At 64.2% G+C, this 14,275-nt stretch carries 12 protein-coding genes; 2 read left to right on the top strand and 10 right to left on the bottom strand.

Annotated elements, in window-relative coordinates; all coding sequences use genetic code 11:
- Positions 1 to 55: 55 nt before the first annotated feature.
- Entirely contained in the window at positions 56 to 508 is a 453-nt protein-coding gene (locus CFI11_RS15765; protein ID WP_130407611.1) for a CoxG family protein, read from the top strand.
- A gap of 322 nt (positions 509 to 830) precedes the next feature.
- Here CFI11_RS15765 and CFI11_RS15760 read toward each other — a convergent pair whose 3' ends face one another.
- The 7 genes from CFI11_RS15760 to CFI11_RS15730 all read right to left on the bottom strand — a co-directional run bounded on the left by CFI11_RS15760 (position 831) and on the right by CFI11_RS15730 (position 9,951).
- Positions 831 to 1,976, bottom strand: a complete 1,146-nt coding sequence (locus tag CFI11_RS15760) for a M20/M25/M40 family metallo-hydrolase (protein ID WP_217358709.1) — start codon at positions 1,974 to 1,976, stop codon at positions 831 to 833.
- Complete coding sequence (locus CFI11_RS15755) at positions 1,973 to 3,136, bottom strand: M20 aminoacylase family protein (RefSeq protein WP_130407609.1); 1,164 nt, start codon at positions 3,134 to 3,136, stop codon at positions 1,973 to 1,975. Before CFI11_RS15755 ends, CFI11_RS15760 begins: the two co-directional genes overlap by 4 nt.
- A 25-nt stretch (positions 3,137 to 3,161) precedes the next feature.
- Complete coding sequence (locus tag CFI11_RS15750) at positions 3,162 to 4,802, bottom strand: ABC transporter ATP-binding protein (RefSeq protein WP_130407607.1); 1,641 nt, start codon at positions 4,800 to 4,802, stop codon at positions 3,162 to 3,164.
- Positions 4,799 to 5,692, bottom strand: a complete 894-nt coding sequence (locus CFI11_RS15745) for an ABC transporter permease (RefSeq protein WP_130407605.1) — start codon at positions 5,690 to 5,692, stop codon at positions 4,799 to 4,801. Before CFI11_RS15745 ends, CFI11_RS15750 begins: the two co-directional genes overlap by 4 nt.
- The gene (locus CFI11_RS15740; RefSeq protein WP_130407603.1) at positions 5,689 to 6,633 is read right to left on the bottom strand and encodes an ABC transporter permease; all 945 of its coding nucleotides are present in this window, start codon (positions 6,631 to 6,633) and stop codon (positions 5,689 to 5,691) included. The genes CFI11_RS15745 and CFI11_RS15740 overlap by 4 nt, the downstream gene beginning before the upstream one ends.
- Positions 6,634 to 6,717: 84 nt before the next feature.
- Positions 6,718 to 8,337: an ABC transporter substrate-binding protein gene (locus CFI11_RS15735; RefSeq protein ID WP_254448934.1), complete on the bottom strand. Its 1,620-nt coding sequence runs from the start codon at positions 8,335 to 8,337 to the stop codon at positions 6,718 to 6,720.
- Between the two features lie 93 nt (positions 8,338 to 8,430).
- On the bottom strand, positions 8,431 to 9,951 hold the full coding sequence (locus tag CFI11_RS15730) for a M81 family metallopeptidase (RefSeq protein WP_130407601.1): 1,521 nt from the start codon (positions 9,949 to 9,951) through the stop codon (positions 8,431 to 8,433).
- Between the two features lie 163 nt (positions 9,952 to 10,114).
- Here CFI11_RS15730 and CFI11_RS15725 point away from each other — a divergent pair, with 163 nt between their 5' ends.
- A complete protein-coding gene (locus CFI11_RS15725; RefSeq protein ID WP_130407599.1) occupies positions 10,115 to 10,927 on the top strand; it encodes an IclR family transcriptional regulator in 813 nt (270 codons plus the stop codon).
- 7 nt (positions 10,928 to 10,934) lie between these two features.
- Here CFI11_RS15725 and CFI11_RS15720 read toward each other — a convergent pair whose 3' ends face one another.
- From CFI11_RS15720 to CFI11_RS15710, 3 genes are all read right to left on the bottom strand, one after another.
- Positions 10,935 to 11,651 (bottom strand): FadR/GntR family transcriptional regulator, encoded by a 717-nt coding sequence (locus CFI11_RS15720; RefSeq protein ID WP_130407597.1) that lies wholly within the window; start codon positions 11,649 to 11,651, stop codon positions 10,935 to 10,937.
- A gap of 78 nt (positions 11,652 to 11,729) precedes the next feature.
- Positions 11,730 to 12,485 carry a DUF1028 domain-containing protein gene (locus CFI11_RS15715; RefSeq protein ID WP_130407595.1) on the bottom strand — a complete coding sequence of 252 codons (756 nt, stop codon included), beginning with the start codon at positions 12,483 to 12,485 and terminating at the stop codon, positions 11,730 to 11,732.
- Positions 12,482 to 14,272 carry a gamma-glutamyltransferase family protein gene (locus CFI11_RS15710; RefSeq protein ID WP_130407593.1) on the bottom strand — a complete coding sequence of 597 codons (1,791 nt, stop codon included), beginning with the start codon at positions 14,270 to 14,272 and terminating at the stop codon, positions 12,482 to 12,484. Before CFI11_RS15710 ends, CFI11_RS15715 begins: the two co-directional genes overlap by 4 nt.
- Between the last annotated feature and the right edge of the window lie 3 nt (positions 14,273 to 14,275).

The raw sequence follows: 14,275 nt of genomic DNA, 5'->3' as shown, positions 1-14,275 counted from the left end.
CACCGGAACAAGCCGAAAACATAAGATTTCCCTGTTGCTGAAAAGGATACCACTCATGGAACTGAAGGACGAAATCATCATCAATGCCCCCAAGGATCGGGTTTATGCAGCCCTGAACGATCCGGAGGTGCTGAAACGGTGCATTCCGGGATGTGAGGACCTGACCAAGCATTCCGATACCGAGCTTGAGGCCAAAGTGGTTCTGAAAGTGGGGCCCGTGAAAGCTCGGTTCGGAGGAGATGTCGTTTTGGATCAATCCGGAGCACCGGATGCGTTTTCCCTGTCAGGCCAAGGCAATGGCGGGGCAGCGGGCCATGCGAAAGGCGCGGCTGATGTGACGTTGACGGCTGATGGCGACACAACGATCCTGCGCTACGAGGCAAGGGCGGAGATTGGCGGCAAGCTTGCTCAGCTTGGCAGCCGTTTGATCCAGAGCACGGCAAAGAAACTTGCGGCCAAATTCTTCAAGTCGTTTGCAGAAACGGTCGACGAAGGCATAGCTGCCTGAGCAAGATATCGTGCTGTAGGGTGCCGCAAGTGCGGCGGCAAGCTGGGCCGACACAAGCTCATCAGGTTTGGCGTTTCTGCACCCCGTACGGCCCGAGATCGGACATCGGAAGATCGCAGGCGAAGGCGTCCGCCCGCCTGCTGATCAGCGTAGAAAGGGACAGAGACGACATCGCGCCGCCATACCGCCGAATGGCGGAACCGCGATGGGTCCAAAGATTGCCGGGCCATTCACAGGAGATGAACCGGAAAACTGTGCCACGCGACTCGACTACAAGGCGCGCGATGATCACTTGGCCATTGCTCCGCTGAAGGCGGCTGACCTAGGTGAGCCGCATCAGCAACCCGGCCATCAGGCGCGCCCGTTCGGGCAGGCTTGGGACCTCGATATATTCGTTCAGCGTGTGCAAGCCGCTGCCCCTCACACCAAGGGAGTCGAGCGTGGGGATCCCCAGCGCGCCGGTGAAATTGCCATCGGACCCGCCGGCGGCGCTGTCCGCGGTGATGTCGAACCCGATCTCCTGCGCGATCTCGCGCGCCAGATCGTACATCTCAAGCGTGCCGGGCTGATCGGGGCGCCAAACGGGGCGGGTGACACCCCGGGTCACCTCAAAGACAACCTCGTCATCGTCGCCTGCAAGGGACATCATGCGCGCGATGCCCTCTTCAAGATCTTCGTCGGTCTTGGCCATGGTCAGCGCCTCGGCCTCGCACACGGATGAGACGCAATTCACCCACTGACCGGCATGCACGACACCCACGCTGAAGGTGCAGTCGTCGCTGGTCATGGCTTCGATCTCCAGGATCTTGCGGGCCATCGCGGCGATGGCGGAGCGTCCATCTGACAGACGCGCGCCGGCATGGCTGGGCTTACCCACGGTTTTGAGGTTGAACCGCGCAATGGCGTAGCGCCCGGTCGATACCCCGCCGTCGCCGCGCGCGGGCTCCGGGACCAGCACGTATTTGTTGCGCGCGGCTTCCGCTTCGATCAACTCGCGGGTGGAGGGGGTGCCTACCTCTTCGTCCGGGGTAAAGAGGATCGTGACGGGCAGGGGCGTCTGCAGGCCCGCATGGATCAGCTTGCGCACCGCTTCGACACTCAGATAATTGCCGCCCTTCATGTCCATGATGCCCGGGCCGTAACAGCGGTCGCCGTCGCGGCGGAAGGGCAGCACATCCAGCGTGCCGACGGGATGTACAGTGTCCATATGGCCCGCGATCAGGATGCCCGGCTGCCCGGCATCTGGATGCGGCAGGCGCGCCCGCAGGCAGCCGCCAAAGCCAATGCGCCCGGGGATCCGTTCGACCGTGGCCAATGCCGCAAGATCGTAGGCAGCGAGGTCCATCATCCGATTGACTGCGCCTGCATCCCAAGTGGGGCTTTCGCATTCGATCCAGGGTTGCAGCCCGGCCAGCATCTCCTCGGCATCGAAGGGCAGGTCGAGCGGGTTGATGATCTGATCCTTCATAGCGGCAACCGCCGCTCTACGATGCGCGCCATGATCGACGCGCCGATGGGCAGGATCTCGGGGTCGAGAAAGAAGCCCGGATTGTGCAGCCCCATCGTGCCCGTATGGCCCACTCGGCAATAAGCGCCCGGTACGACCTGCAGCATGTCGGCGAAATCCTCCGAACCGGTGGCTGGCTCTTCCGTGCGCGAGATATTCTCGGGTCCGACGATATCGCTGGCGGCATCCATGTAGGCATCCGACAGGTCCGCGTCGTTCATCAGCACGTCGAAGATGTTGCGCAGGTCCAGGTTGATCTCGACCCCGTAGGCTTTGGCGAGCCCGTCGCAAAGCTCATTCATGCGCTGCTCGGCCAGATCGCGCACCTCGTCTTTGAAGTAGCGGATGGTGCCAGCAAGCGTGGCACTGTCCGGCACGACGTTGTAGGCCGATCCGGCATGCAGCTTGGTGACCGACAGAACGCAGGTATCCAACGGCCCCACATTGCGCGCCACGATGGTCTGCAACTGGCCCACCAGCGCCGAGGCTATAACCAGCGGGTCGCGCGATTGCTGGGGCATCGCGGCATGACTGCCCTTGCCTTGCACCACGATGTCAAAGAACGACGCGCCCGCCATCGCCGCGCCTTTGCAGATGCCCACCTTGCCCGGCTGCCCGTTGGGCATATTGTGCATCCCGTAGATCTCATCACAGGGAAACTTGTCGAACAGTCCTTCGGCCAGCATGCCCCGCGCGCCGCCCAGCCCCTCTTCGGCCGGTTGAAAGATCAGCACGGCGGTGCCATCGAAATCCCGTGTCGCGGCAAGGTGCTTGGCCGCGCCCAACAGCATCGTGGTGTGACTGTCGTGCCCGCAGGCATGCATCACGCCGGCGGTTTTCGACGAATAGGGAAGGTTGCTTTCCTCATCGATCGGCAGGGCGTCCATATCCGCGCGCAGACCGATACGCCGGTCGCTTGCTTTCTTGCCGTGGATCAGGCCCACGACCCCGGTCTTGGCGATGCCGGTATGCACCTCGTCCACGCCGTAGCTGCGCAGCTTGTCGGCCACGATCCCGGCGGTGCGGGTCTCCTCGAACCCCAGTTCGGGGTAGGCGTGCAGGTCCTTGAAGATGTCCGTCAGCTCATCTTGGCTGTCGGCGATAACGGGAAGAATACCCATGTGAGACAATCCTTTGTCTGTGTGGTCACGCACGTGCTTGGTCCGCCTCCGAAAAGGGGCGGAAATTGGCGAAATCCCAGTGACGGCCAGGGGCTGCGGCGATCAGGGCCTTGGTATAGTCCTGCTGCGGCGCGCCCAGAACCTGGCCGGCAGGTCCGTATTCGACGATCCGGCCATGCTGCATCACGATCACCTCGTCGCAGATCTGTGCGGCCACGCCCAGATCGTGGGTGATGAAGAGAATGCCCAGCCCCAGCCGTTCCTGCAGTTCCGCCAGCAGGTCCAGCACCTGGGCTTGTACCGACACGTCGAGGGCCGAGACGGCCTCGTCCGCCACCAGCACATCCGGGTCCATGGCTAGGGCGCGGGCAATGGCGATGCGCTGCCGCTGCCCGCCGGAAAACTGGTGGGGGAAGCGGTCGACGGCGCTGGCGGGTAGGCCAACCAGTTCGAGAAGCTCCCGCGCGCGGGCCAGGGCGTCGTCCTTCGACACGCCGAAATTCAGGGGGCCTTCGATGATCGACTGACCTACCTCGATCCTGGGGTTCAGAGAGCGCATCGGGTCCTGAAACACGATCTGGATGTTCTTGCGCCGGGGTTTCAGGTCGCGCTGCGACATCTGCGCGATGTCCTGCCCGCCCACAAGGATGCTGCCCGATGTCGGGTCGATCAGCCGCATGATGCAGCGTGCCACGGTCGATTTGCCCGACCCGCTTTCGCCGACGATGCCCAGCGTGCGGCCCTGTTTCAGCGTCAGCGTCACGTCTTGCGCGGCCTTCACCTCGCGCGTGCGGTTGAAGAGCCCGCCGCCGCCATAGGTCTTGCTGAGGTTGACGGTGCTCAGCACTTTCTCTCCGCTCCCGCCCTCTCGTTCTGGCCGGGGCACCTGGCTGGGCACAGCGCGAAGAAGGTCGCGAGTATATTCCGTCTGCGGATGGCGCAAAAGCTGGTCGATGGGTTGCGTCTCCATCACGTCGCCCAGCTTGAGCACGGTGACATCGTCGGCGATCTCGGCCACCACGCCCATGTCGTGGGTGATGAAGAGAACGGCCGATCCCTGCTCCTCACGCAATTCGCGGATCAGCGACAGGATCTGTGCCTGTGTCGTCACGTCCAGTGCGGTTGTCGGCTCATCCGCGATCAGAAGTTGCGGGCGCAGGATCAGGGCCATGGCGATCATGATGCGCTGGCGTTGCCCGCCGGACAATTGATGCGGGTAAGAGCGGTAGAGCTTTTCGATATCCGGCAGATGCACCGCATCCATCATGTCGAGCACGCGCTTGCGTCGGTCGGATTGCGAGAGATCGCTGTGGAACTCCAGCACCTCCTCGATCTGCTGGCCGACGCGGGCCACAGGGTTCAGGGCCGTCATCGGCTCCTGAAAGATCATCGACATCGACGTGGCGCGCAGGTCGCGCATCCGGGCAGGGGAGGCGGTCAGCAGGTCCTCTCCTTTAAGACGAATGGCCCCTGCGATAGGCTCAAGCGCCTTGGGCAGCAGGCCCATCGTGGCCAGTGCCGTCAGCGACTTGCCCGATCCGCTTTCGCCCACCAGACACATGGTCTGGCCAGGTTCGATGGCCATGTTGAGCCCTTTGACCACCGCGCCGTCCGGATCGCCGTTCAGCGCGATCTGCAGGTTTTCAATCTCCAGAAGGCGGCTCATCTCTCGATCCCCCGTTTGGCCATGCGCGGGTCAAGCGCGTCGCGGACGGCATCGCCCAGAAGGTTGATCGACAGGATGGCCACGGACACGACGAGGCCGGGCCAGAGCACGATGCCGGGATTGATCTGGAAGAAGATCCGCCCCTCGGCCATGATATTGCCCCAGGATGGTGTCTCGGGGTTTATCCCGGCGCCGAGGAAGGACAGGATCGCCTCGGTCAGGATGGCCGAAGCGCAGATATAGGTGCCCTGGATGATCAGGGGGGCGACCGTATTGGGCAGAAGATGTCGGCGCATGATCAGCAGGGTCGAGGAGCCTGCGGCGATGGCGGCCTCCACATAAGGCTCCTCCCGCGCCGACAGCACGACGGAGCGGACAAGCCGCACGACACGCGGCACCTCGGGGATGGTGATGGCGACGAGAACGGTCCAGAGGCTTGCGCCCCAAAGCGACACGATGGCAATGGCCAGCAGGATGTTCGGGATCGCCATCAGCCCGTCCACCATCCGCATCAGCACCGCGTCGAGCCAGCGGATATATCCCGCTGCAAGCCCCAGCAGCAGTCCGGCGAACACGGCGGCAATGGCCGCGCCCAGGCCCACCACAAGCGAGATGCGTCCGCCGGTGATGATCCGGGAAAAGAGGTCGCGACCGAACTGGTCGGTGCCCAGCCAATAGGTGTCATCGGGGGGCCTCAGCCGAACGCCTGGAGACAAACGCACAGGATCATGTGGCACGATCCAGGGCGCAAAGAGGGCGGCGAGGACGATGACGGCCAGTACAAGAGTTGCGATCAGCACCAGCGGGCTGGAGATGACGACGGCGCGGACCCGGGAGAGGCCGGACGGCTTTTCGGCTGCGATAAAAGCTGTGGAGGTCTGATCGGTCATGTGTATCTGATCCTCGGATCCAGCAGGACATAGGCGATGTCGATCAGCAGGTTGATGACAACGTAGATGAGAGAGGCGAGCAGGATCACGGCTTGAATGACCGGGTAGTCCCGCGCCAGTACCGCATCGACAGTGAGCCGCCCCAGGCCCGGCAGGTTGAAGACGCTTTCGGTCACCACCACGCCGGAGATGATCAGCGCAAAACCGATGCCGATCACCGTGATGATCGGGACGGAACAATTGCGCAGCGCGTGCCGCATCAGCACGCGCATCTCGGGCAGGCCCTTGGCGCGGGCCGTGCGGATGTAGTCGTCGCCCAGGATCTCAAGCATGGAGGTGCGGGTGATCCGCGCGATCAGCGCGATGTAGAGGAGCGTGAGGGTAAAGGTGGGCAGCGCGATACGCTGGAGAAATGGGCCGAGGCCTTCCCCGATGGGGCGGAAGCCCTGCACGGGGAACCATTTTAGCTCCATCGCGAAAAGGGAAATCATCAGGTAGCCGATGACGAAGACTGGGACGGAGAAGCCCAGAACCGACAGCAGCATCACGAAGCGGTCGATCAGCGTGCCGTGCTTCCAGGCAGCAATGACACCCAGAGGGACGGCGATGATGACCGAGAGAAAAATGGTGGTCAGCGCGAGGCTGATCGTCGGCTCCATCCGCGCCTCGATCAGTTCGATGACCGGCTTGCCGGATAGGACGGAGGTGCCGAAATCGCCTTGCAGCAAGTTGCCGATCCAGCTGAGAAACTGGATGTGCAGCGGGTCATTCAGCCCAAGGGCCGTGCGGATCTGCTCCAATTGCTCCGGTGTCGCCGTGTCGCCCGCGATGATCGCCGCCGGATCGCCGGGCGTCAGCCTCAAAAGCAGGAACACGAACAGGGCCACGAACAGCATGACCGGGATCGAGGCCAGGATGCGTTGCAGGATATAGCCAAACATTATGCGTCTCTCTCCCGTTTCAGGATCGGACCGCAGGCCCGGTGCCGGGCCTGCAAACCCGCCCCACGCGGGGGCGGGCAGAGGTCAGTTCTTGGAGATGTTCCAGAAGAACGGCGCGGGGCCGTCCAGAACGCCGTCGAGGTTGGCATTCCATGCGGTCGGCACGAAGTACTGACCGATGGGGGCATAGACGCCTTCCTCGAACGCAACCTTCTGGATCTCGGCAGCCAGTTCCACCTGCGTGTCGAGATCGGTTTCGGTCGCATAGGCCATGCGCAGCTCTTCCAGCTTGGGGACGTCGGGCCAGCCGAACCAGCCGCCCTCCGGGCCCTTGCCGTTCACCATGTTGTTGACCAGCGGGTTGAAGACATCCGCACCCACCCAGTTGGTCATGAACATGTGCCAGCCGCCATCTTCGGGTGCGGCCTGAGACGCGCGCCGTCCGACCAGCGTCTGCCAGTCCATTGCCTGCAGATCGACGGTGAAGCCCGCATCGCGCATCGCCTGCGCCACGACAACCGGCTGGGTGCGTAAGGTGCCCACGTCGGTGGGATGCATGATCACGATGGGCGTGCCGTCATAGCCGGCCTCTGCCAGCATCTCTTTGGCCATGTCCATGCCGTTGCCCTGCACCAGCGTTTCCGAGCCGATATCGGTGGCCAGAGGTGTGCCGCAGACAAACATCGCGCCGCAGAGGTTGTAGAGTTCGGGATTGCCGACCAGAGCGTCGAGAACATCCTGTTGCGAGACAGAGGCGATGGCGGCCTTGCGCACCAGCGGATTGTCCATCGGCGGATGCAGCGCATTGGGCCGCATGATCGTCTGCATACCCAGCACGTTGAGGTTGCGCACCGTGATCTCTTCGTTGGCATCGAGGATTGGCAACAGATCCGACGGCGGGCTTTCCCAATAGTCGATCTCTCCGGCCATCAGCGCGTTCAGTGCGGTCTGGTCGTCGGGCATCACCACCCATTCGACGCGGTCGACCTTGGCTTCCTTTGCGCCTGCGGACCAGCTAGACGGCTCATCCCGGGGCACGTAATCCTCGTTCTTGAGATAGACGGCGCGCACGCCGGGCTGAAACTCATCCGCAGCCCATTTGAACGGGCCTGAGCCGATCTGCTCGGGCACCTGTTCGGTCGAAGGTGTGGCCGCCAGCCGCGCCGGCATGATGAAGGGCACGTTCGAGGATGGTTTGGCGAGGCTGTCGATCACCAGGCCATAGGGCTCCTTGAGGTTCATCACGAAGACGTTGTCGCCGTCCGATCCCATGCTTTCGACAAAATCCATCAGGACCTGGCCCATCCCGTCACGTTCGCCCCAGCGGGCGATGGAGGCGGCCACGTCGTCGCCGGTAACCGGCGCGCCGTCATGGAACATCAGCCCGTCGCGCAGGGTGAAGCGGTAGGTCAGCCCGTCTTCGGACACCTCCCAGCTGTCGACCATCTGGGGCTGGGGCACCATCTCTGCGTTCAGCGCAAAGAGCGTGTCATAGATCATGTAGCCGTGATTGCGGCTCATGTAAGCCGTGGTCATGATCGGGTCGAGCACGCGCAAAGCGGAGTGCTTCACGGCCACCAGCGTTTCGGCGCTGACCGGGCCTGCAAGGGCTGCGAGCCCCAGCATCGTGGCGCTGAACACCGAACTTCGCATCAAACGTCCAAGGGCAATCGGCGTCTGTTTCAGGGTGAATGGTAACTTCATCTTTAACTCCCGTTGGTTGAACATGTGCGTCCGGGTTTGGTGGCCCTTGTTGCGACGCGGCTTATGAACTGGTCACTCGTCTCTTTGATGGTGCTATTGTGCGGCCTCCACTGGTGGGGCAAAGGGCTGACCCATCGGTTCCAGCCGCATGCCGGGGGCCAGATGCCGAAAGGGCAGGCTGGCCGGGCTGATGGGCATCGGCCCTGGGGCCGTGCAGGTCAGGATGGTTTCGGCGATGGGGTCGAAATCGGCCCGGAAATGGACCGAGCTTTTGTTGACAAGGATCGCCTGTTCGGTCGGTTCGATGCCCACGAAGCGGTACATCTCCTGATCGGCCATCTGAGCCTTGCGGCTGACCACGACGACGCGCACGTCGTCGATGCGCAGGCACGCCGAAGGCCCGAGGTTCAGGGGTGCGCCGCCATAAAATGGCCCCTTGGCCACAAGATCTCCTTGCGAGAGGGTTTCCACTGTAAAGCGGCCCTCGAACGGACTGTCGCCGTCGATGCCGGAGGTGCCGCCGAGTGCGATACTGATCGTCGACCCCACACCGGCCTGATGAGCGGCGCGGGCGGCGTCGGGATCAAACATGTTGCCAAGTGCGGCCTTGCGCGCACCGTTGCGCACCAGCGCCCGCAACATGCCTGTGGTGTTGGAATCCGCGCCTGCACCGGGATTGTCCTGCGTGTCGGCGATGACGATGGGACGATCCGCCGTCCTTGCCAGGCGCATCGCTTCGATCACCCCGGCATCAGGGTCATAGGAGGTGCCGGCAAGAGCGGCCTCTGCCGCCAGCACCGCCTCTTCAATCCGGTTGGCCGCGGCGTCCGCGGCATCCTGCGTGTCGGCATAGCAGACGACCGTCGGTCCACAGCCTGGGAAATCGGCGGCGGGGAAGCCGAAGAAGAACGACGTCGATTGTACCGCGCGCCCCTCGCTTTCCGCGACAAGCTCGTAGAGGGTACGACCCGGTTCGGCCAGCGTGCTTTGCCAGGCAATGGGCACCAGGAAGGGCAGGCGGCGACAGGACGCTGCATCCGGTCTGCCCTGCCGCATCAGCCGGTCGAGCTGTTCGGCAGCCCGCCGCCCGGTTTCGGCCATATCGACATGCGGATAGGTGCGAAAGCCGACGAGCATATCGGCGGCCCTGACCATGTCATCGGTGATATTGCCGTGCAGGTCGAGCGCGGCGGCAATGGGCACGTCCGGACCGATGGCGTCCCGCAGGCGGGTCAAAAGCGTGCCTTCTCCATCCTCCGCCTCTTCGGCGACCATGGCGCCATGCAGATCGAGAAAGACGCCGTCCAGAGGGCCTGCGTCCCAGATGCCCGAAATTATTTCGCTTGTGATGCTTTCATAGGCATCCTGTGCAACATGAGCCGACGGTGTGGCCCCGGCCCAGAGCACGGGAACGGTGTCCCAGCCTGCTGATTCTGCAAACCGGATCGCACCGCCGATGCCCAGATTGATGTCCCGCCCGCCCGCGATGATCTCGGCACCACGGGCCATCGGCATATAGCCCCCGCCATGAACGAAGTCGGACATCTGTGCCTTGCTGGGCGCAAATGTATTGGTTTCGTGCAGAAATCCTGCCAGCGCGACCCGGAATGCCATTGCGGTGTCCCGTCCTTTTCCCCGTCAAGCCCGCATCCCATAGATACGGGCCGCCTACACGATGCGCATACAGTGTATTGCAAAGCGATATAAGTGCATCGTAATACAATCGTACCGAGGGGTGGAAAGCCCTGTCAACAGACTTGCCCGGGATGTGCCACCGATGCCGAGAAACACCACACGTGCCGAATCCGGCCTGCGCGCCCCAACGGACGCGCAACGCGCCGATCCACTTTTTGTCCGTTCGATCGAAAGGGCGATGCAGGTTCTGTCGGCTTTTCACCACGCCGACGGGCCGCTGTCGCTGTCGGATATCGCGGAAATGGCCAAGATGGACCGAAGCGGGGCGCAGCGTATGGTTCATACATTGCGCAATCTGGGCTATGTTCGCAGGGACGCGTCGGGGCATGGCTTTGTCCCGGACCTCAGGATCCTGGACCACACGCTGGATTACCTCAGGCTTGATCCGCTGGTCCGCCGCGCCACGCCGATCCTCCAGGAGTTGCGAAAGACCGTGAGAGAGAGGGTGGACCTGTCGCTCTTCGACGATCTCAGGGTGCTTTACGCGGTGCGCCTGCAAAGCAAGCGAGAGACATTCAACACCACGCTTGTGGGTCACTCGGTGCCGACGTTTTGCAGTTCCGGGGGCTGGGCGATCCTGTCGAAGCTGCCTGACGAAAGAGTGCGTGACATCGTCGAACGGTCGGACCGACGCCCCTTTACCCCGCACACGCTGACGGAGATTGACGCGGTGCTCGACAAGGTGGCGGAGACGCGGCGCAATGGCTACGCGGTCAGCCTCAACCAGATCCTGAACGGAGAGATCGCAGCGGGCTTCCCGGTTCTGGATCCCGATGGGCGCCCGGTGGGCGCGATCCACGTGGCTGGATCACTTGCCGAATGGTCGCCGGAGGATTTCGTGCACCGCTTCGTCCCGCTGGGGCTGGAGGCCGCAAGGGGGATCAGCCTTTACTGAAAACGCATCAGCCCGGGGCGCCGGGGTCGGGGGCCATGCCGGGCAGGGCGCGCAGAGCGGTGAACCTGGTCGTGAGGTGGTCACGCATCGCGGTCCGGGCCAGATCGGCGTGACGGGATACGATGGCATCGACGATGGCCTGATGTTCGTTGTTGGACACTTCCATCGAGGCGTCGGACCGCGCCCGCGCCCGCAATGCGACCCAGTCGGGGTTCGACCGGATCTTGTCGAGAAGGGCGAAGGCCGTGAGTAACGGCCGGTTGCGCGCACATTGCGCGATGAGACGGTGCAGGGCGCCGTCCCAAAGCTCGATCGCCTGCGGATCGGAGGCTTCGAACTGGCGCCGTGCGAGGGCGCGCAGCCGCGCGATTTCCTCATCCTGCATGCGCAGCGCGCAGAGCCCGGCCAACTCGGGCTCGATGCAAAGCCGCGCCTCCATAACCTGCAGGGCGTTGGTCTCCCCGGTGATCTGCGCAGCCAGGTCGCCTGTGGGGTCGGTCGGCTGGCCGGCAAAGGTCCCCTTGCCCTGGCGGCGCCAGACCAGCCCTTCGGCTTCGAGCTGATCAAGCGCGACGCGAACGGAGCGGCGGCCCACGGCGAAGCGCTCGGCCAGCTCACGCTCGGTCGGGAGCCGTCCGTCGGGTGGCAGGTGGCCTTCGGTGATCATCGCCAGCATCTTGTGGCGAAGCTGCGCGGCGGAGATTTGCCGGGCTATGACCGTCATGCGCGCTCCATCAGGTGTCAGGTCGGTGCAGCTTCACCATATCTCGCGGCAGAATTCCACAGGCGTTACGCGAGAGGGTCATGGGTCCTCCCGGTCCACGGCCTGCGATTGGCTGGGCAGGCCGCTGGCGATGCGCTCCTTTTCCGCCGCGGCGATATCGGCATCGATCCCTTCGCGGGTGGGCAGGCCGGAGAAGCGCGCGCGCGTTGGCATGCCTTTGGCGAAATGGACATAGCGTTCCTGTGCGACCGCCCAGAGGCGGGCGAGTTCGTCGAGCGGCGCGGCATGGTCGTCGGCCCGCAGGTCGAGCCAGGCGTGATCCTCGCCCTGGTGGATGACCAGGCCTGCGGCCTGACGCCCGCGCTGGTCGCCGCCGGCCGCCTCGCCGGCCTGCATCGCCGTGATCAGACGCTCGGCGAAGGGCAGGGCATGGCCAGAGCGGTAGGTGTCGGAGGTGACCTGGATCACCTCCGGACCGCTGAGCATGTTGCCGGCCACCGAATGGTCGTCTGCGATCAGGTGTCCGGCCCAATCGGTGCAATCGGCGCCGGTATGGGCGGCAAACCGGCCCTCACGGTCCATAAGATGCGCCTGGCGGATGGCCTGACCGTCATCGCGGCGCACGAGGTCGTCGAGCACGTCCTGCGCCGCCTCATCCTGGGCCAGTCGCGCGCGGCCTTCGGTGCCCCAGACAGGATTGCAGAAGGCCTGGCTGGCCACGGCGACCTCTGGGCCGACGAAGGGCACGACGGCACCGCAGGCGAAGAACCTGCTCGACACAATCAGACCGACGGCGCCGGTCGCGGGTTCGTGTGCGATCAGGGACCAGGTCATCGGCCCACCGCGTAGGCTTGCATCAGCCGGGGCGTCGCGGCGGCGCGCAGGGTGCCGTCGGGCTCGCGCAGGGCTGCGGTCAAACGACCGATGGCCCAGGGCTCCGACACGGTGATCTTGTGGCCGCGGGACCGCAGGTCGGCGATGACGTCCTCGCCAAAGGCAGGCTCCATCATCATCTCGCCCGGTTTCGCCTCGCGCGGATAGAACGAGCCCTGAAAATGCATGGAGTGAAACAGGGGCGCATCCATGCACTCCTGCAGGCCCATGCCGAAATGCACGAAGCGGAGGAACCAGATCAGGTTCCACTGATCCTGCTGATCGCCGCCCGGCGTGCCGAAGACCAGTTGCACACCATCCTTTTCGGCATAGCTGGGCGTGAGGGTGGTGCGCGGCCTACGCCCGGGCGCGAGGGAGGTGGGCAGACCCTCTTCCAGCCAGAACATCTGGGCCCGGGAATTGAGCGCAAAGCCCAGCCCTGGAATGACCGGAGAGCTTTGCAGCCATCCGCCGGACGGCGTGGCCGCGACCATGTTGCCCCAGCGGTCGATGATGTCGAGATGCACGGTATCGCCGCGCCGTTCGGTCAGATGCGCCATCGTCGGTTCCTGGGCCACGGCCTCGGCCACGCCGAAATCCCGCGCGGCACGCTCCACATAGGCTTCGGCCAGGTGTTCGAAGCCGGGTACCCGGCCCGGGCGCTGCAAGTCCGACGCGGTGTCGGTGATCAGCGCGCGGCGAATATCGGCATAGGCATCGCTCAGCAGGTGATCCATCGGGATGTCGCTGTGGGCTGGATCGCCGTAATAGGCTTCCCGGTCGGCATAGGCGAGTTTCATCGCCTCGATCACGGTATGTACGAAATCGGCGCCCATCGGGTCCATCGCGCCAAGATCGAAACCCTTGAGCAGCGACAGGGCCTGCAGCATCACCGGCCCCTGGCTCCAGGCCTGGGTCTTGTGCACGGTCCAGCCGTGATAATCGTAGCTCAGCGTAGGCTCGTAAGTCGCGCGCCAGTTCGCCATGTCGGAGGGCGCCAGAACGGCGCCGTGCTTGTCGCCGGAGACGTCGATGACCTCGGCGTCCTTGAGGTAGTCGAAGATGGCATCGGCCACGAAACCGCTGCGCCACGCCTCCCGCGCGGCGTCGATCTGATGTTCGCGGGGGCCGCCCGCAGCCTCGCCCGCCTCGACAAGTCTTTCGTAGGTGCGCGCGAGATCGGGGTTGCGGAAGATCCCGTGCGGTTCGGGCGCCTGGCCGCCCGGCGTCCAGACCTCTGCCGAGCTGGGCCATTCCTGCGCGAAATACTCCGCCAGCCCCGCAATGGTATGGGCCACACGCGGGAGAACGGGATGGCCTTCACGGGCATAGAAGATCGCGGGTTCCAGCACGGTGTGCAGGTCCATGCTACCGTGATCGCGCAGCATCAGCATCCAGCCGTCGAAGGCGCCGGGCACCACTGTGGCGAGCAGGCCCGAGCCGGGCACCAGTGGCAAACCTTGGGCCTTGTACCGCGCGATGGTCGCCGCCGCGGGGGCCACGCCCTGCGCGCACAGCACCTCGGTCTTGCCGGTTGTCACCGAATGGAAGATCGCGGGCAGGTCGCCAGCGGGGCCGTTCAGATGCGGTTCGACCACCTGCAGGGTCAGCGCGCAGGCGACGGCGGCGTCGAAGGCATTGCCGCCCTTTTCCAGGATCCCGAACCCCACGCCGGATGCGATCCAGTGCGTCGAGGTTGCGACGCCGAACGTGCCGCGGATCTCGGGGCGTGTGGTGAAATCTGACATGGA

It is taken from the genome of Thalassococcus sp. S3 (assembly GCF_004216475.1).
GTDB lineage: Bacteria > Pseudomonadota > Alphaproteobacteria > Rhodobacterales > Rhodobacteraceae.
The sequence above is the reverse complement of the archived record's forward strand: the minus strand, read 5'-3'. Positions and strand labels throughout refer to the sequence as shown.